The following is a 16,701-nucleotide window of genomic DNA, read 5'->3' as shown; positions in this document are numbered from 1 at the left end:
CCCGCACCCGCACCCGCACCCGCACCCGCACCCGCACCCGCACCCGCACCCGCACCCGCGCCGGTGCCCGTGCCCGTCCAGGGGGAGGCCACGGTGCCGCTGGCCAGCTTCATCCGGCCCTTCCAGCGGCACTACTTCTCCGGGACGCCCGAACGCCCCAACTACCGGGCGCGCAGCTACGACTTCGCCGGAACCCCCGCCGTGATGCCGCTGGTCCGCGCCTTCCTGGACACCTGCGCCGCCACCGAGTCCGGCGACTACCGCTACCTCTTCACCCTGCTCGGCAGCGAGCTCGCGAACAACGCCATCCGCCACAGCCTCTCCGGACACCCGGGCGGCAGCTACACCCTGCGCGTCCACCGCCACAAGGAGGGCCTGCACCTGACCTGCCGCGACCGGGGCGGACTGCGCACCCGCAACGCCCGCCTGGTACCCCACCCCCGGGGCCTGGACCCCGACGCCGAATCGGGCCGGGGCCTGGCCATGATCGACGCCCTGGCCACCGACTGGGGCGACAACGGCAACGCCGAGTACCGCAGCGTCTGGCTCTACCTGGCCCACGACCTGGACCGTAGCCGCTGGAACACCACTGCCGGGCTCTGAACCACCGGCGCTCACCAGCCGCCACACATGCCCCGCGCATGAGACGGGCCCAGGAAAGCGCGCCAACGCTTGCCCTGGGCCCTGAACCCCCGAAACCAACCCAGACATAGGTAAGAAAGAGGATCTGATGCAGAACCCTATCCCGAGGCCCCGACGCTCCGACGACTTCCGCCCTCTCCCGTCCCTCCCGCGCCGCTACCCGCTGGAGGGCCCCGCGTGCCGGGTCTGTGAGCACCCCTCCTGCCGACAGCGCCGTGCCCAGAACCTGCCCCGCCTGGGCGGACACCGCTCCGAGTACGCCCGCGAACACCTCCAGGCCGCGCAGCTCCAAGCCCACTACCGCCACCTGATCGTCTATTACGGCGAGGCCACCCAGTCGTTCTGGGCCGCCACCCCCACCGGCATGATCGAGGCCCCCGACATCGACACGCTCCTCCTGGAGGTGTGGACGTACACCGCCCCGCCAGCCCTGCCCGTCACACGGCCCCGGCCCCGGGTCCGGAATACGGGTCGGGTCCTCGCGGCGGCCTGACCGCGTCCGGACAGCGTCGCGGTGCGGTACCCCCGGCCTCCGTCGGGGCCGATGGGAGTGCCGCACCGCCGACGACCCGGCCCCCGCCTTCACCCCGGCGTGCGCTCCGGCACGCGCCGGGCGGCGCGGGGACGGCGCAGAGTCCTGTGGATGACCCACTCGGCCACCACGATGTTGACCACCCATCCGGCCCCCATCAGCATGGCCCGGCTGAGCTCGTCGTACTCACCGACCAGGAGTGTCCAGGGCAGGTGGGTCAGCACCTGCGTCCCGGCTCCCATCCCGATCGCGTAGGCACGGATCATCCAGGCGCCGTGCTGTGCGAACTCCCGGCGCCGCGCCGCCACGAAACCCAGTACCAGCGCGAGGGCCATGGCAGTCCCGAACACCAGTCGCTGCGCGGTCAGGAAGCCCGTATCGATCGCCGGGATCGCGTAGAACAGCGTCATCCACAGCCCCGACAGCGCGGCGACCAGACCCAGGGGCACGAGCAGCCGACCGGAGGTCCTGTGCCAGCGGGGACGGCGGCGGCGCAGGGTCGGGGAGAACTGGAAGGCCCCCAACAGGCAGTAGGGGGCCGCGGCGAGGACGTGCAGCACCACGGGCAGGGGTGAGGCGGCGAAGCGGGCGTTGTCGGCGGTGACCGGCGCGCCGGTGGCCAGATCGCCGATGCGGAAGGCCCCGGCTACGAGGGGCACCACGCTCAGCACGATCAGGAGGGCGATCACAGTCCACTCGGTTCGGGCCGGGGGTTTCACGGTGGTGGTCATGCCCCGATGGTGGCCGCTGGGAGGGGCACCGGACATCGGAAGATGGGCCCGAACCCGCTCGGCCGAAAGTACGGGTACCGCGCCGTACTAGCGGTCCCGGCGCCCCCGGACGCGACCGGTCTCGTAGGCCCACATGGCGATCTCGACCCGGTTGCGGACCCCGAGCTTGGCCATCAGGCTCGTGATGTGGGTCTTTACGGTGCTCAGGGCGATGTGGCACTCCTCGCCGATCTCGGTGTTGGTCCGACCGCGGGCCACGGCGGCGAGGACCTGCTCCTCCCGGTCGGTCAGCGGTTGCAGGGGCTGGGCCGGGGGGTTGGCCGACCCGGAACCGGCGAAGGCGTCGAGCAGCCGGGCGGTCACGCTCGGGGCGATGAGCGCCTCGCCCTCCGCGGCGGCGCGCACGGCCCGGGTGAGCAGGTCGGTGCCCGCGTCCTTGAGCAGGAATCCCCGGGCACCCGCCCGCAGCGCGGCGTAGACGTACTCGTCGAGGTCGAAGACGGTGATGACGACCACGGCCAGGGGGTCCTCGACCCCGGGCCCGGCCAGAGCGCGGGTCGCCTCCACCCCGTCGAGGACGGGCATCCGGATGTCGAACAGGCACACGTCCGGGCGCAGCCGCCGCCCCAGTTCCACTGCCTCGCGCCCGTCGGCGGCCCGGCCGACCACCTCGATGCCGGGTTGGGCGTCCAGGATCATGGACAGGCCGGTGCGCACGATCTCCTGGTCGTCGGCCACGACCACCCGGATACTCACGCGGGCGCCCCCGAACGGGGCAGCACAGCGGTCACGGTCCAACCTCCGTCGGGGTCCGGGGCGGCCTCGCAGCTGCCCCCGAGCAGTTCGGCGCGCTCCGCCATGCCGATGATCCCGTACCCCGGCGGAGCGATCGGCCGCAGGCGGCCGGTGTCACCATCGTCGCGCACGCTCAGGCGCACCGAGGTGTCGTCCGCGTCCACGCGAACGGTGACGAGGGTGGCGTCGCGTGCGTGGCGGCGGGCGTTGGCGACCGACTCCCGGGCCGTCCGGTGGAGCGCGGCCGTGACCGACGGCGGCAGGTCCGTGAAGTCGCCGACGAGCTCCACCCGCACCTGCGGCCCCGGCCCGGACCGGCAGGCGAGCTCCTCCAGTTCACCGATTCCGGGGCTGGGCGCCCGCTCGGCGGGCCCGTCCCGGCGCAGGGCGCGCACCATGGTGCGCATCTCGCCCAGAGCGCGCGAGGCTTCGGTCTCGATGACCCTGAGCGCCTCGACGGCGGCCTCCGGCCGGGTTCGCGCGACCTCCTGCCCGGCCTGGGCCCGGATCGCCATCGCCGAGACGTGGTGGGCGACGGTGTCGTGCAGTTCCCGGGCGATGTGTTCGCGTTCGAGCAGCCTGGCGCGGTCGATCTCGCGTGCCCTGGCCCGGCTCCGGTAGCGCAGCGCGGCGCCGAGGGCGCCGGTGGCGAACAGCACGGCGGAGCCGCCGACCAGGTCCGCCGTGTCGGGTGAGGTGAGAACGGGGCCGACAAAGGCCGACAGCAGCACGATCACGGACCCCGCCGCGATCTCCCGTCCGGACCCCCAGCGCACCAGTGCGTACGGCATGGCCAGGAAGTACACCGTCGTGTACATCTGCCCGGCCCCTCCGCCGGTCACCAGGGTGAGCAGCGCGGCGCCGCCGAAGACCACCGCGACTGCCGCCAACGGGCGGGCGCGCCGCCACAGCAGGGCGGGGGACAGCCCGGTGACCGCCGCCACGGTCAGCAGAGCCCAGGGCAGGTCCGGCCGCAGGGCGCCCTCGGCGAGTGCCGCCAGAGCGCACACCGCGACCAGGACCCCGTCCCACCGCGAGGGCCCCCGGGCGCCGGGCGGGCGGGGTTCGTTCCACAGGGAACGGAGGAAGCCGTGCACGGCAACAGGCTAGCCGCAAGCGCCTGCCCGCCGGATCGGCCGAAAGTCGTAGCCTCGCCCCGCCCTGCCCCGCCTCCGGGCCGCAGCCCAGTCCAGCAGCGGGGCCAGTGATTCGTCTGCCCTGGCCGGGCCGGACCGCGCGGCGCCAGTGCGTGGCGGCGCGGCGGCCGTTGCCCAGCACCTCCTGGTCCGCGGCCGAACGGAGGTCTCCCGGCTGACCTCGGATGCCGCTGCGACGCCATGACACCACGCGAGGCTGTAATCAGCAGACGAAATGCTTAATCAGCCAGGCTGACCACAGTGGAATTTCCCATGAGGTCGAGGAACTCTGCCTGGGCAGGATCGGTGCCTTCGGGAATATCGACCACAGTGTATTTAACAGCCGAGTCATCGGGGTTGATATCCAGAACGATGTCGCCGTTTTCCTCGTAGGCCAAAGTGGTTCCGGCGTTATGGTCCTCGGAATAGGAACGCCCCTCGTCGGTGCGGACCCGGACCGGTTGGTACCAGCCCGCCGGGTCGTCACTGGTGTTGGTGACGGTGTATTTCACGATCACCCACTTCCCCTCGGCGGAGTGGCTCTGATTGAAGAGGTTGTCCTGGATGGGGTCTGTGGACACCCTCACCTCGTCCACGGTCACCGAGAATCCGCCGACCTCGAAGGAATCACCGATCCCGAGGCTGTCCTCCGGCTCCTCTTCGTCCTCGGCCGGCTGGTACTGGGGCTCCTGGGTCGGGGAGGACTGCGAAGTGGACTGCTCCTGAACGGTAGGGGAAGCCGTCTGCTCGGTATCGGAGCCGGGACCGTCTGCCGAGGGGGAGGCGATCACCATCGCGATGGCTCCCAGGAGCACGACGATGGTGGTTCCGCCGACACCGAGGAAGATCTTGCGCCCTGTGGAGAGCCCTGGGGGAGCGGGCTGGGGGCGGGGGTGCATCGTGTGGACTCCTTGAGGGAGGGGTGGGGCGGGCGGAGCACTCACCTGGCGCTCCGCTCCGTTTCAGAATCGCAGGGCAGGGTGCCGCTCGCCATCCCTCCGGGTGAGCGCTGTCCAAGGATATCGACAACGGAGGCCATGAACCCAGAACCCGAATGAGCGAGCTTTTCCTTGCAAAAGTTGATGACTTGGGGTGAGTGCAACTATTCAGATGCCTCGGATCAGTGGATCGGTTCGCCCGCGGGGACGAACAGGCAACCTCCCCCGGCCAACTCGCACCCGCCCCCGCGCGCCCGCACCCCGGCGCCCGAGGGCGTCAGGGCCCCGGTGCGGTTCGGGGCGAACGTGCGCTCGGGTCGTCGTCAGGGCTCAGCACACTCCGATCCGCGGCCAGAGCGTCGAACAGCTTCCGTGTGGTCTCGGGCGGCCGCACGGCCACGCGCACCCAGGAGGCGTCCAGTCCCGGGAAGGTGTCGGCCCTGCGCACGGCGACGCCCTGCTCGCGCAGCCGGGCGTGGACCCCCTCGCCGACGCGGGCCAGTACGAAGGGGGCGCGGGAGGGCACGAACCCGATCCCGGCCTCCCGCAGCCCGGCTTCGAGGTCCGCGCGCCAGCCGTCGAACTCCTTCGCGCGGCGTTCCGCCTCCGTGCCCGCCTCGTCGCTCACGCAGGCGACGGTGGCGGCGATCGCGGGAGCCGACACCGACCAGGGCGTCTGGACCCGGGCCAGCCCGCGCACCGCGGTCTCGTCGCCGACCGCGTATCCGGCCCGGATGCCGGGGACCGACCAGTGCTTGGTGAGGCTGCGCAGCACCACCAGGCCCGCGATCCGCTCACCGGCCAGGGACTCCGGCTCCCCCGGCAGGGCGTCCATGAAGGCCTCGTCGACCACGACCAGCCGACCGGGGCGGCACAGCCCGCGCAGCGACTCCGCTGAGTGCAGGACCCCGGTGGGGTTGGTGGGGTTGCCGACCATCACCAGGTCCGCGTCCTCGGGGACGGCGGCGGGGTCGAGGGCGAAGCCGTCGCTCTCAGCGCAGAGCACGGCGGTGACGGTGTGTCCGGCCTGTTCGAGAGCGGCGTGCGGTTCGGTGAACTGGGGGTGCACGACCACCGGGCGCTTCCACGGCCGCAGCCGGGCCAGGAGTGTGAACGCCTCGGCCGCTCCTGCCGTCGCCAGCACCTCGCCGCGCGCACGGCCGTGCCGGAGCGCGACGGCCTCGCAGGCGGGTTCGGGGTCGGGGTAGACGCCGACCTCGTCCAGACTCGCGCGCAGGGCCCGGTCGAGCCAGTCGGGCCGGTCCCCCGGGTAGACGTTGACGGCGAAGTCCAGCAGGCCCTCGCGCGCCTCCACGTCTCCGTGGTGGCGGAGCGGATCGGCCACCGGTTCGGTACCGGGGGCGGCTGTCCGGGCGGTGGGGGAGGGCCTGACCGGCACCGCCGGTGCAGGTGCCGGAGCGTCGTGCACGGCCTCGGCGAACCTGCTGGCCAGCCTCGGGTGCCCGGCCCAGTGCACGTGCAGATAAGAGGCGTGCAGGGTGGGGGAGGCGAACCCCTCCGGTGAGCCCTCCACCTCCCACGCCGGGTTCTCACCCAGGCCGGGGGTCAGCGCCGTGCGGTGGAACTCGTGGCCGGTGACCCTCTCACCGGCCCGGGTCAGCAGCGTGTCCCCGGGAGAGACCGCCTCGGGGTAGCGCAGGGTCAGCCGCTCGGTCATCCGCGCCACGGCGGGCACCACCCCGGCCATGGGGGCGCCGTCCAGCGACTCGGCGAGGTAGAGCAGGCCCGCGCACTCGGCGACGGTCGGCACCCCGCCCCGGACGGCTTCGCGCAGGTCGGCGAGCAGGCTCCGGTTGGCCGCGAGCTCACCCGCGTACACCTCGGGGAACCCGCCGCCCAGGTACAGGCCACGGGTTCCGGCGGGCAGGGACGTGTCCGTGAGCGGGTCGAACGCGACGACGTCGCATCCGGCGGCGGTGAGTAGCTCCTCGGTCTCGGCGTAGCGGAAGGTGAAGGCCCGCCCCCCGGCGACCGCGACCACCGGCCGCTTTCCCGCGGTGGGTGCGCTCACCTCCCGGTCCGGGTCCCAGGGCCCGGCGTCCAGGTCGGGAGCGGAGCGGGCCACCTCCAGCAGGGCGTCCAGGTCCACCTGGTCCGCGATCCGCTCGCCGAGCCGTTCCACCACCCGCGCCGACTCCTCACGTTCGGAGGCCGGGACCAGCCCCAGGTGGCGGGAGGGTCGGGAGATTCGCTCGTCTCGGGAGACCACGCCGAGCACGGGCAGCCCCACCGAGCGGGTGATCTCGGCGACGTTGCGCGGCGAACCGGCCTTGTTGAGGATCACCCCGACGACGTCGACAGCCGGGTCGAAGTCCGCCATGCCCTTGACGAGCGCGCCCACCGACCGCGACATCCGGGACACGTCCACGACCAGCACCACCGGGGTACGCGTCAGGGCGGCCACGTGCGCGGTGGAGGCGAAGCCGCCGGTGCCCAGCCGCCCGTCGTGCAGGCCCATGACCCCCTCGACGACGGCGACGTCGGCGCCGCGGGCCCCGTGCAGGAGCAGCGGCGCCACCCGGTCCTCACCGACCAGGTGGGGGTCCAGGTTGCGGCCGGGGCGGCCTGTGGCCAGGGCGTGGTAGCCGGGGTCGATGTAGTCGGGGCCGACCTTGTGGCCGCTCACCCGGTGCCCGGCGCTGCCGAGCGCGGCCATCAGCCCGGTCGCGACCGTGGTCTTGCCCTGACCGGTCATCGGCGCGGCGACCAGCAGCCGGGGCAGGGCCACCGGGGTGGTCACCACTCGATACCCCGCTGGCCCTTGCGGCCGGCATCCATCGGGTGCTTGACCTTGGTCATCTCGGTGACCAGATCGGCGGCCTCGACGAGCCTGGGATCGGCGCGGCGGCCCGTGACGATCACGTGCTGGCGGCCCGGCCGGTCCCGCAGCGCGGCCACGACGTCGTCGACGTCGACCCAGCCCCAGTTGATCGGGTAGGTGAACTCGTCGAGGATGAGCAGGTCGTGGCGTTCGTCGGAGAGACGGCGCTTGATCTCCTCCCAGCCCTCGGCGGCGTCCGCCTCGTGGTCCTCCTCGTTGCCCTTGCGGCGGCTCCACGACCAGCCCGAGCCCATCTTGTGCCACTCCACGGGGCCGCCCTCACCGGTCTCCTCGTGCAGCTTTCCCAGGCGTTCGAGCACGGTCTGCTCGCCGATGCGCCACTTCGCCGACTTGACGAACTGGAACACCCCGATCCGCCACCCCTGGTTCCAGCCGCGCAGAGCGAGGCCGAACGCGGCGGTCGACTTGCCCTTGCCGTCACCGGTGTGGACGGCGAGCACCGGCTGGTTGCGGCGCTGGCGTGTGGTGAGTCCGTCGTCGGGGACGACGGACGGCTTGCCCTGCGGCATCAGGCGGCCCTTTCTCGAACGGCGGTGCTCAGAGCGTCGGCGTTGACCTCGCCGACGGGGAGGTGGTCAGCGCCCAGACGGGCGGCCAGGTCGGCCGCCAGACCCAGGCGCATCGGGCCGGACTCACCGTCCACGACGACGGCGGCCACCCCCAGGGAGGCGACGTGGTCGGCCGCCTCCAATGAGCGGCCCACCGCGCCCCGGCCGCCGGTGGCGCGGCCGTCGGTGACCAGGACCAGGAGGGGGCGCTGCCTGGGGTCCCGCAGGTGTTCGCGCCGCAGCACCCGGGCGGCCTCCAGCAGGCCCTCGGCCAGGGGGGTGCGGCCTCCGGCGGGCATCTCGTCCAGGCGGGTGGCGGCGACGTCGACCGAACGGGTCGGCGGCAGGGTGAGCTCGGCTCCGGCGCCGCGGAAGGTGACCAGGCCCACCTTGTCGCGGCGTCGGTAGGCGTCCAGGAGCAGGGACAGCACCGCCGTCTTGACCTCCTTCATGCGCTTGCGCGCCGCCATGGACCCGGAGGCGTCGACGCAGAACAGTACGAGGTTGCTCTCCTGGCCCTCCCGGACCGCCACCCTCAGGTCGCGGGGGCGCAGGCGGACCCGGCCGCCGCCGGGCGGGCAGGAGGACGCCGCCGCCTTGACGGTCTCCACCAGGTGCAGCGAGGTGCCGGCCGCCTCACCGGGCCGGGCGGCGCCGATCCTGCGTCCCCGGGTGCCGACGGCCCGGCTGCGGCGTCCGTCGGCGCCGACCCCGGTGCCCCGCACGGTGAACGTCCTGGGGCGGTAGGGGGCGCTCGCCTTGACTGCGGTGCCCGCTGCCGTCTCCGGCCGGTCCTCGTCGGCCCCCTCCGGGGCGCGCGGCGGCTCGGCGGGCTGTTCCGGCTCGGCGGCATCGGACTCTGGGTGGTCGGCCTCCGCGGACTCGGGCAGGCCGTCCTCGGGGCCCCGGGCGTCGGGTCCGCTCTCGGGGCCCTCCGGCGGCTCGGAACCGTCAGCGGGGTCGTCGGGGGTGTCGGGGGCGTCGGACCCCTCCGGCGGCTTCGGGCCACCCTCCGGCGGGGTCGGGTCCGGAGGGGGCTCCTCGTCCCCGAGGATCCGGTCCAGGAGCTCCTCGTCTAGCCCCGGCGCGTCGAACGGGTTCCGGCGGCGCCGGTGCGGCAGGGCCAGCAGCGCCGCCCGCCGGATGTCGGCCAGGGTGACCAGTGTCCGTCCCTGCCAGACGGCGTGGGCCACGGCGGTGCGCGCGGTGACGATGTCGGCACGCAGTCCGTCCACCTCGAAGGCCGCGCAGACTTCCGCGATCTTCAACAGCGCCGCCTGGGACAGCTCGACTCGGCGCAGTGCTCCGCGGGCGGCCGCGATGCGCTCCGACAGCGCCCGCTCAGCCTTCTCGTAGCGCTCGGCGAAGGCCGCGGGGTCGGAGTCGTAGGACATCCGGCGGCGCACCACCTCGACCCGGGCGTGCGGGTCGGTCGGCGCACTGACCTCCACGGTCAGCCCGAATCGGTCCAGGAGCTGCGGGCGCAGCTCGCCCTCCTCGGGGTTCATCGTGCCGATGAGGAGGAAGCGGGCGGCGTGCTCCACGGAGAACCCGTCGCGCTCCACCGTCACCCGGCCGGTGGCCGCGGCGTCCAGGAGCAGATCGACCAGGTGGTCGTGGAGCAGGTTGACCTCGTCGACGTAGAGCAGCCCCCGGTGGGCGCGGGCCAGCAGACCGGGCTCGTAGGAGACCTGGCCGTGCGCGAGCGCCTGCTCCAGGTGCAGGGAGCCGAGAACGCGGTCCTCGGTGGCGCCCACAGGCAACTCGACCAGGCGCACGGCACGGCTCTCCACGGCCGTGCCGGGCGGGAAGGGACCGTCCGGAGAGGGTTGGAGCGGGTCGGCCGGGTCGACGGAGAAGCGGTCGCCCCGGTGGACCTCCACGTGCGGGAGCAGGGACGCCAGGGCCCGTACCGCTGTGGACTTGGCCGTGCCCTTCTGGCCGCGGACCAGTACGCCGCCGATCTCGGGGGAGATACTGGCCAGGACGAGGGATAGACCGAGGTCGTCGAGTGGCTCGGTGTCGCAGCCGACGATCGCTGAGAAGGGATAGTGCGACTCGCGCAATGGCATGTGAGGCTCCCGCTCGTTTCGCCACAGGTCATGGGCGGGCGCGGGGCCGGTCTTCGGACTTGCCGGGTCCTCCTGGTCGGAGGCTCGGTTCACCGCAGCGGGCCTGTGCCGGAATCTCACCGGGCTTCCCAGATTCTCCCCTGTCGCCTTCCCCACCGTTTCCGATGGTGGGGCGGTCGGGGCACCTCGCGCCTTCGGCCGCCACGATAGCGTCCTGTGCATGCGGCTTCAGGCGTCCCCTCCCCGAATCACCATCGTCGGTATCGGCGCCGACGGCTGGCCAGGCATGCCCGAGAGGCTGCGCGAGCTGGTCCTGGCGTCCCAGGTCGTGCTGGGCGGCCGCAGGCATTTGGAGATGCTGCCGCCCGGGCCCGGACAGCACCGGCAGGTGTGGCCCTCGCCCCTGAGCGAAGGGCTGGTGCCGCTGCTGGAATCCTTGGCGGGCCGTGAGGTCGTGGCCCTGGCCTCGGGTGACCCGATGGTGTCGGGGATCGGGACCACGCTCATCGGCCTGCTGGGCGCGGACGCGGTTCGGGTGGAGCCCGCCGTCTCCTCTGTGTCCCTGGCCCGGGCACGGATGGGCTGGTCAGCCGAAGGGTGCGCGGTGGTGAGCCTGGTCGGCCGGGACCCGCGCGTGGTCCTGCGGCGGCTCGCACCGGGACGCCGCGTTCTGGTGCTGTCCTCCGGCGCCGCCACTCCGGCGACGGTCGCTGCCCTGTTGGCAGGAGCGGGCTACGGGGACAGCCGCATGACCGTACTCGGCGACCTGGGTGCGTCCACGGAGTCCCGGATCTCCACCACCTCGGACGCATGGCTGGCTGCCCCGCCCGAACAGGTCCCAGCGCTGCACGTGCTGGCCCTGGAACTGGCCGGGGGCCCCGGGCTTGGGGTGCTCGCCGGGCTGCCGGACGACGCCTTCGAGCACGACGGACAGCTCACCAAGCGGGACCTGCGGGCCTCGGCCCTGGCCCGGCTAGCGCCCTCTCCCGGCGAACACCTGTGGGACGTGGGGGCGGGCGCCGGATCGGTCGGGATCGAGTGGATGCGCGCCCACCCCGCCTGCAGGGCCACGGCCGTGGAGGCCGACAGCGGGCGGGCCGAGCGGATCGGGCGCAACGCGGGACGGCTCGGGGTTCCCGGCCTGGACGTGGTCACCGGGCGGGCCCCGGACGCCCTGGCCGGACTGGTCGCGCCCGACGCGGTGTTCGTCGGCGGCGGCGCCACCCGGCCCGGCGTGCTCGACGCCTGTCTGAGCGCGCTGCGCCCCGGGGGCCGTCTGGTGGTGCACGGGGTGACCCTGGAGACCGAGCAGTTGCTGGCCCACGCCTACCGGACCCACGGCGGAGAACTGACCCGCCTCGCGGTGGAGTCGGCGGCGCCCATCGGAACCTTCACCGGCTGGGCCCCCGCGCGCACCGTCACCCAGTGGGCCCTGTTCGTACCGGTCCGACACGACTTGGAGTGACTCGGGCGGTACCGGGGATGCCTCGGCCCCCTCCGGATTCCACTGTCTTCCGCCCTCAGCTCCTCCTCGGCGTTACCCTGGCCATGTGCGGGGCATGAACCACCACACTCGGTTGCTTCCCCGACAAGCCGCCGAACACCCGGGCCTGAGGCCGTGTCCGCGTCATCGCCACCCGTCGCTGAATCACTCAGGGGGACACATGACCGTCGCAGAGCACTACCCGCAGCCCGAAACGCCGACGCTCCCGATGAGCCCCGAGTTGTTCGAGCACCTCGCGGAACAGGCATTCGAGGCCGACCGCGTTCGTATGGAGATGTTCAACGGGAAGGTCTGGGTCCACAAGGTGACCGACGGAGCCCACGCGGGGATCCTCACCTGGCTGATGCGTGAGTTCATGGCCCATCGCCCCGATCTGGACCTCCTCACCAGCGGACTGGGAATCAAGGTCGACACCTATCGCAACGGGCGCGCCCGTCCCGACGGTGTCCTCTCACCGATCGGTCACTTCGACCAGGCGGGGGAATGGGCTGACCCGGACGGAGTCCTGGCCGTGGTCGAGGTCACCTCCTGGGACGCCGACACCCATGCCCGTGATCGTGTCGAGAAGCCCGCCGCCTACGCGGCCACCGGAATCGGCGTCTACCTTCTGGTGGACCGGGACGCCAACACCGTGGTGGTGCACAGCCGACCCGTTCAAGGCCAGTACCTGGACCGAAGCACCCATCCCTACGGTGAGGCCGTTCCCATCCCCGGTATCGGCGTCACCCTGGACACCACCGGGCTCAAGCGCTTCACCCGCTGACGCGGCTGACCGGGGCCAGGCACAGGGGCGTGGTCAACGGGGCCGCGCCGGGTCGTACAGGTACGACTCTCCCCCCGACCGGGGATCGAGCGCCCGCCCCACCAGGATCACCGCCGCCTGGCGCAGGCCCGCCTCCTCGACCGCGTCGGCGATGGTGGCGACCGTGCCGCGCAGCACCGCCTCGTCCGGCTGGCTGGCCCGGTACACCACCACGACCGGGCAGTCCGCGCCGTACTCGGGCTCGATCTGCCCCATCAGCTCCCGCACCCGGCGGATCGCCAGGTGCAGCACCAGTGTGGCCCGGGTCGCGGCGAACGCGGCCAGGGACTCCGACTCCGGCATGACGGTCGAGCGGGCCTGGGTCCTGGTCAGCACCACCGACTGGGCCACCAGTGGCACCGTCAGCTCACGTCCCGCCAGCGCCGCCGCCGCGGCGTAGGCGGGAACCCCCGGGGTGACGTCCCACGGGACGCCGCGGTCGTCGAGGCGGCGGGTCTGCTCGGCCAGCGCCGAGTACAGCGAGGGGTCGCCCGAGGTCAGCCGGACCACGTCGAGGCCGTCGCCGTGCGCGGCGACGAGCCGTTCGGTGATGCGGTCCAGGTCCAGGCCCTGGGTGTCCACGAGCTCGGCGCCGGGCGCGCAGTGGTTCAGTACCTCCGGGTCCAGGTAGGTCCCCGGGTACAGGACTACGTCCGCCCCGGCGAGCATCCGGGTGGCCCGGACGGTGAGCAGGTCGGCGGCGCCCGGACCGGCCCCCACGAAGTGCACGGTCACGGCTTCACCCACCTCGGCGTCCAGACTCTCCCCGAGGGCGAGACCCGTGTACCTGAGGCGCCGACGATGAGCAGGCAGCGCATGTCGATGCCGGCCGGGTCGAGTTCGCCCAGGGTGGTCACCGTCAGGGACTCACCCTCGCGACCGATGCCGCGCCCGACCACGACGACCGTTTCGGGTTTGCGGTGTTCCAGCAGGACCCTGACCGCCGTGGCGATCTGTTCGGTGCGTGAACGCGAGGCCGGGTTGTAGACCGCGAGCGCCATGTCGGCCTCGGCGACGGCGCGCAGCCGGCGTTCGACCACCTCCCAGGGCTTGAGCCGGTCCGACAGGCTCATCACCGCGAAGTCCCCGCCCACGGGGGCGCCCGCCCTGGCCGCGACCGCCTGGACGGCGCTGACCCCGGGCAGCACCCGGACGGGCACCGCCGCGTACTCGGGGTCCTCGGCGGCCTCGAAAACGGCGGTGGCCATGCCGAACACCCCGGCGTCCCCGCCGGAGACCACCGCCACCCGCTCCCCTTGGCGGGCCAGGTCGAGGGCGAGCCGGGCGCGATCGAGTTCGACGGTGTTGCCGGAGGCGTGCCGGGTCAGGCCGGGGCGCTGCGGGACACGGTTGACGTAGGGGCCGTAACCCACCACGTGGTCGACCTCGGCCAGCGCGGCGGAGGCCTCGGGAGTGAGCCAGTGGTCGGGGCCGGGACCCAGCCCGACGACCAGGAGTTCGGCGGCCACGGCGGCGGGCTCGGTGGCCTGCGGCTCCGGTACCGCCTGTTCGCGGGACCTCCTGCCGTTGCGGCTGTCCCCGGTGACCAGGATCAGCGAGAAGTAGGGCACCGTGGCGGGGTCGACCTCGGCGACGGGGAGCCTGCGCTCACCCTCCATGGAGGCGCGCTCCACGTACACGGCGTGCTCCAGCCGCCCGGCCGACTCCAGCGCGCGGCGCACCGCGGGGAAGGTCCGGCCCAGCTTTATGATCACCGCCGCGTCGGTGTCCGCCAGACGGCGGGCCAGCTCCGGCTCGGGCAGGGTGCCGGGCAACACCGTGAGCACGTCGGTCTGCCGGACCAGCGGAGCCGCTGCCGCTGCCGCCGCCGCGCCGAACGCCGGGACCCCAGGCACGATCTCGGTCTCGTACCGTTCGGAGAGCCGGTCGTGCATGTACATGTACGAGCCGTAGAACAGCGGGTCGCCCTCGGAGAGCAGGACAACGTCGCGTCCGGCGTCCAGGTGTGCGGCCAGCCGCGCCGCGGAGTCCTCGTAGAAGTCGGCCAGCGCTCCCGCGTACCCGCCCGGGTGGTCGGTCACGCCGGTGGTGACCGGGTAGGTGAGCTGTTCCTCCACCGCTGAGTCCGGGATCAGGGAATCGGCGATACGGCGGGCGTTGGACCGCTTGCCCACACCCGCGTGGTAGGCCACGACGTCGGCGTCGGCGATCAGACGGGCCGCCTTGAGGGTGATCAGCTCGGGGTCGCCGGGGCCCACCCCGACCCCGTGGAAGCTTCCGCTCATTCCTCCTCCTTCGCGAGGGCGTTCAGCGCCGACGAGGTCATCGCCGACCCGCCGCGGCGCCCGCGGACCGTCACGTACGGGATGTCGGCGCCGTGCTGCCGGGCAAACTCCGCGAGGGCCTCCTTGGACTCGGCGGCACCGACGAAACCGACCGGGCAGCCAATGATCGCGGCCGGGCGCGGGGCTCCGTCGGCCAGCATCTCCAGCAGGTGAAAGAGCGCGGTGGGCGCGTTGCCGACGGCGACCACGGAACCCTCCAGCAGCGGCTCCCAGAGCGAGACCGCGGCCGCCGTGCGGGTGGTGCCCCACGCGCGTGCCAGGTCGGGGACCCTCGGGTCCTTGAGGAAGCAGAGCACGTCGTTGTCGTGGGGGAGGCGGTTCGCGGTCACCCCCGTGGCCACCATGGTGGCGTCGCACAGGATGGGCGCCCCCGACTCCAGCGCGGCACGGGCTGCCGGGACCAGATCGGGATGGATCAGCAGGTCGTCGGCCAGCTCCACCTGGCCGGTGCCGTGGATCATCCGTACGGCGAGCCGCTCGGCATTGGCCGGCAGGTGGCCCAGCCGTGCCTCGCTCCGGATGATGGCGAAGGAGTCGGCGTAGATCGCGGGCCCCTGGTCGATGTACTCGTAGCGCCGGTTCGGTCGGCGGAGCGCGGTCATCGGGTCTCCCCGGGGTCGGTGGGTTCTCCAAGGTCGTGGCTGTGTTCGCCGGGGCCCGGGCTGTTCTCTCCGGGGATGAGGAGGGCGCGCCACGGGGTGAGGACGAGTTCCTGGTGTCCGGCGGCAGCGGCCTCCGAGCACAGGGCCTCCACGGCGGCTCGGTCCAGACCCTCGTCCGGGACCGGTACGTGCCGTCCGCCGCCGCGGGTGGGCCCGTACGGCAGGGGCGGCGCGGGTTCGGGCAGCCGCGGATCGGGCTGCTCGGGCGCGGTCAGTGGGGCCGCGAGTTCGTTGACGTGCCACGGCGCCTGCGGGCCCCGCCCGCGCCGTTCCAGGAACTCGTCCGCGAACCGCAGCAGGGCGCCGGCGGCTTCGTCGAGCCGTACCAGCGGCCCCCAGGCGTCCCCGATCCTCAGCTGCGCGGTCCGGTCGTCGAGGGCGACCAGCCCCAGGTCGCAGGCGCGGTCCAGGAGGTCGCCCCGGCCGTCGTCCAGTACGAAGAGGAAGCGGCCGGGCAGGTCGGCGCGGTGCGGGGCGGAACACAGCATGGTGTCCAGCGCGGCCGCCACGGGTCGTAGGTCGGCGCGGCCGCCGACACCGGCACCCGTACCTGGGGAGACCAGCACGTTGCGCACCAGCTCGTGGCTGGGGAAGGGCAGCAACCCGGTCCCCTCCAACGCCTGGAGCACCTCGGCGTCCAGCTCGCCCTCCCGGCCGGGCAGAGCGCGCAGTTGCAGGTTGGCTCGGCCGGTGACGTGGATCCGTCCGTCGCCGTACCGCTCGGCCACGGCGGCCAGCGCGCCCAACGAACGGAAAGTGACCCTGCCGCCGACGAGCCGGAGCCGGACCAACAGGCCGTCGTCCGCGGGCCAGGGGCGCAGGGCGCCGGGGCAGCGGTCGCGCCGGGAACGGCGCACGGGCGGTGGGGTACCGGTCGGGGACATGCGTGTCTTTCGGGTCAGGGGCTTGTTCGCGGGGCCCGTGTGTGACCTGGCGGTTTCACACCGCCAGCGCCAGCAGGTCTTCGGACTCGGGATCGACCGGTACGGAGCGCCTTCCCGGAGCGTCGCTCCAGTGGCTGTCCCGGGAACCGAGTCCCGCGACGTGCCCGCCCGTCACCCTCACCGCTGCGCGTCAGTCCCGGATTCGCACCGGGTTCCCTGCCCCACGAAGTGGAGTTTCACTGGCCCGAAGAGGGTACCCCGCCCCCTCCCGTAGTGTTTCGGCGGA

At 73.1% G+C, this 16,701-nt stretch carries 15 protein-coding genes and 2 riboswitches; of the genes, 4 read left to right on the top strand and 11 right to left on the bottom strand.

Annotation, left to right across the window (positions count from 1 at the left end; all coding sequences use genetic code 11):
* The first annotated feature begins 93 nt into the window (after nt 1-93).
* Nucleotides 94-603 carry an ATP-binding protein gene (locus tag D457_RS0100630; RefSeq protein WP_017578701.1) on the top strand — a complete coding sequence of 170 codons (510 nt, stop codon included), beginning with the start codon at nt 94-96 and terminating at the stop codon, nt 601-603.
* A gap of 127 nt (nt 604-730) precedes the next feature.
* The gene (locus D457_RS0100625) at nt 731-1,135 is read left to right on the top strand and encodes a hypothetical protein (protein ID WP_017578700.1); all 405 of its coding nucleotides are present in this window, start codon (nt 731-733) and stop codon (nt 1,133-1,135) included.
* Nucleotides 1,136-1,224: 89 nt separating this feature from the next.
* Here the strand turns inward: D457_RS0100625 and D457_RS0100620 are convergent, their stop codons facing one another.
* The 7 genes from D457_RS0100620 to D457_RS0100590 all read right to left on the bottom strand — a co-directional run bounded on the left by D457_RS0100620 (nt 1,225) and on the right by D457_RS0100590 (nt 10,257).
* The gene (locus D457_RS0100620; RefSeq protein WP_017578699.1) at nt 1,225-1,905 is read right to left on the bottom strand and encodes a DUF2306 domain-containing protein; all 681 of its coding nucleotides are present in this window, start codon (nt 1,903-1,905) and stop codon (nt 1,225-1,227) included.
* A gap of 87 nt (nt 1,906-1,992) precedes the next feature.
* Nucleotides 1,993-2,661, bottom strand: a complete 669-nt coding sequence (locus tag D457_RS0100615) for a response regulator (protein WP_026116184.1) — start codon at nt 2,659-2,661, stop codon at nt 1,993-1,995.
* Entirely contained in the window at nt 2,658-3,797 is a 1,140-nt protein-coding gene (locus D457_RS0100610) for a sensor histidine kinase (RefSeq protein ID WP_017578697.1), read from the bottom strand. The genes D457_RS0100615 and D457_RS0100610 overlap by 4 nt, the downstream gene beginning before the upstream one ends.
* A 278-nt stretch (nt 3,798-4,075) precedes the next feature.
* Nucleotides 4,076-4,735 (bottom strand): DUF4352 domain-containing protein, encoded by a 660-nt coding sequence (locus D457_RS0100605; protein WP_017578696.1) that lies wholly within the window; start codon nt 4,733-4,735, stop codon nt 4,076-4,078.
* Nucleotides 4,736-5,051: 316 nt separating this feature from the next.
* Complete coding sequence (locus tag D457_RS0100600) at nt 5,052-7,490, bottom strand: cobyrinate a,c-diamide synthase (RefSeq protein ID WP_051072829.1); 2,439 nt, start codon at nt 7,488-7,490, stop codon at nt 5,052-5,054.
* A 41-nt stretch (nt 7,491-7,531) separates the two neighbouring features.
* Complete coding sequence (gene cobO / locus D457_RS0100595; protein WP_017578694.1) at nt 7,532-8,146, bottom strand: cob(I)yrinic acid a,c-diamide adenosyltransferase; 615 nt, start codon at nt 8,144-8,146, stop codon at nt 7,532-7,534.
* On the bottom strand, nt 8,146-10,257 hold the full coding sequence (locus tag D457_RS0100590; protein WP_193374409.1) for a VWA domain-containing protein: 2,112 nt from the start codon (nt 10,255-10,257) through the stop codon (nt 8,146-8,148). Before D457_RS0100590 ends, cobO begins: the two co-directional genes overlap by 1 nt.
* A gap of 48 nt (nt 10,258-10,305) precedes the next feature.
* A riboswitch (cobalamin riboswitch) is annotated at nt 10,306-10,387 on the bottom strand.
* 90 nt (nt 10,388-10,477) lie between these two features.
* Here D457_RS0100590 and cbiE point away from each other — a divergent pair.
* Nucleotides 10,478-11,722, top strand: a complete 1,245-nt coding sequence (cbiE, locus tag D457_RS0100585; RefSeq protein WP_017578692.1) for a precorrin-6y C5,15-methyltransferase (decarboxylating) subunit CbiE — start codon at nt 10,478-10,480, stop codon at nt 11,720-11,722.
* 199 nt (nt 11,723-11,921) lie between these two features.
* Nucleotides 11,922-12,524 (top strand): Uma2 family endonuclease, encoded by a 603-nt coding sequence (locus D457_RS0100580; RefSeq protein ID WP_026116183.1) that lies wholly within the window; start codon nt 11,922-11,924, stop codon nt 12,522-12,524.
* A gap of 33 nt (nt 12,525-12,557) precedes the next feature.
* Here D457_RS0100580 and cobM read toward each other — a convergent pair whose 3' ends face one another.
* The 4 genes from cobM to D457_RS31645 are packed head-to-tail and all read right to left on the bottom strand — an operon-like array spanning nt 12,558 to nt 16,415.
* Entirely contained in the window at nt 12,558-13,310 is a 753-nt protein-coding gene (gene cobM / locus D457_RS0100575) for a precorrin-4 C(11)-methyltransferase (protein WP_017578690.1), read from the bottom strand.
* Complete coding sequence (locus D457_RS0100570) at nt 13,295-14,809, bottom strand: precorrin-2 C(20)-methyltransferase (RefSeq protein ID WP_017578689.1); 1,515 nt, start codon at nt 14,807-14,809, stop codon at nt 13,295-13,297. Before D457_RS0100570 ends, cobM begins: the two co-directional genes overlap by 16 nt.
* A complete protein-coding gene (locus D457_RS0100565; protein WP_017578688.1) occupies nt 14,806-15,471 on the bottom strand; it encodes a precorrin-8X methylmutase in 666 nt (221 codons plus the stop codon). Before D457_RS0100565 ends, D457_RS0100570 begins: the two co-directional genes overlap by 4 nt.
* Complete coding sequence (locus D457_RS31645; protein ID WP_017578687.1) at nt 15,468-16,415, bottom strand: hypothetical protein; 948 nt, start codon at nt 16,413-16,415, stop codon at nt 15,468-15,470. Before D457_RS31645 ends, D457_RS0100565 begins: the two co-directional genes overlap by 4 nt.
* 54 nt (nt 16,416-16,469) lie before the next feature.
* A riboswitch (cobalamin riboswitch) is annotated at nt 16,470-16,674 on the bottom strand.
* Nucleotides 16,675-16,701: the final 27 nt, after the last annotated feature.

The organism is Nocardiopsis valliformis DSM 45023 (assembly GCF_000340985.1).
Lineage (GTDB): Bacteria > Actinomycetota > Actinomycetes > Streptosporangiales > Streptosporangiaceae > Nocardiopsis > Nocardiopsis exhalans.
Note: the sequence above shows the minus strand (reverse complement) of the source record. Positions and strands in the feature narration are given on the sequence as shown.

Excerpts from the sequence above, each read along its gene's own strand:
- D457_RS0100625 (WP_017578700.1), top strand. The coding sequence starts at position 731 with ATGCAGAACCCTATCCCGAGGCCCCGACGCTCCGACGACTTCCGCCCT.
- D457_RS0100620 (WP_017578699.1), bottom strand. The coding sequence starts at position 1,905 with ATGACCACCACCGTGAAACCCCCGGCCCGAACCGAGTGGACTGTGATC.
- D457_RS0100605 (WP_017578696.1), bottom strand. The coding sequence starts at position 4,735 with ATGCACCCCCGCCCCCAGCCCGCTCCCCCAGGGCTCTCCACAGGGCGC.
- D457_RS0100600 (WP_051072829.1), bottom strand. The coding sequence starts at position 7,490 with ATGACCGGTCAGGGCAAGACCACGGTCGCGACCGGGCTGATGGCCGCG.
- cobO (WP_017578694.1), bottom strand. The coding sequence starts at position 8,146 with ATGCCGCAGGGCAAGCCGTCCGTCGTCCCCGACGACGGACTCACCACA.
- D457_RS0100590 (WP_193374409.1), bottom strand. The coding sequence starts at position 10,257 with ATGCCATTGCGCGAGTCGCACTATCCCTTCTCAGCGATCGTCGGCTGC.
- cbiE (WP_017578692.1), top strand. The coding sequence starts at position 10,478 with ATGCGGCTTCAGGCGTCCCCTCCCCGAATCACCATCGTCGGTATCGGC.
- D457_RS0100580 (WP_026116183.1), top strand. The coding sequence starts at position 11,922 with ATGACCGTCGCAGAGCACTACCCGCAGCCCGAAACGCCGACGCTCCCG.
- D457_RS0100570 (WP_017578689.1), bottom strand. The coding sequence starts at position 14,809 with ATGAGCGGAAGCTTCCACGGGGTCGGGGTGGGCCCCGGCGACCCCGAG.
- D457_RS0100565 (WP_017578688.1), bottom strand. The coding sequence starts at position 15,471 with ATGACCGCGCTCCGCCGACCGAACCGGCGCTACGAGTACATCGACCAG.
- D457_RS31645 (WP_017578687.1), bottom strand. The coding sequence starts at position 16,415 with ATGTCCCCGACCGGTACCCCACCGCCCGTGCGCCGTTCCCGGCGCGAC.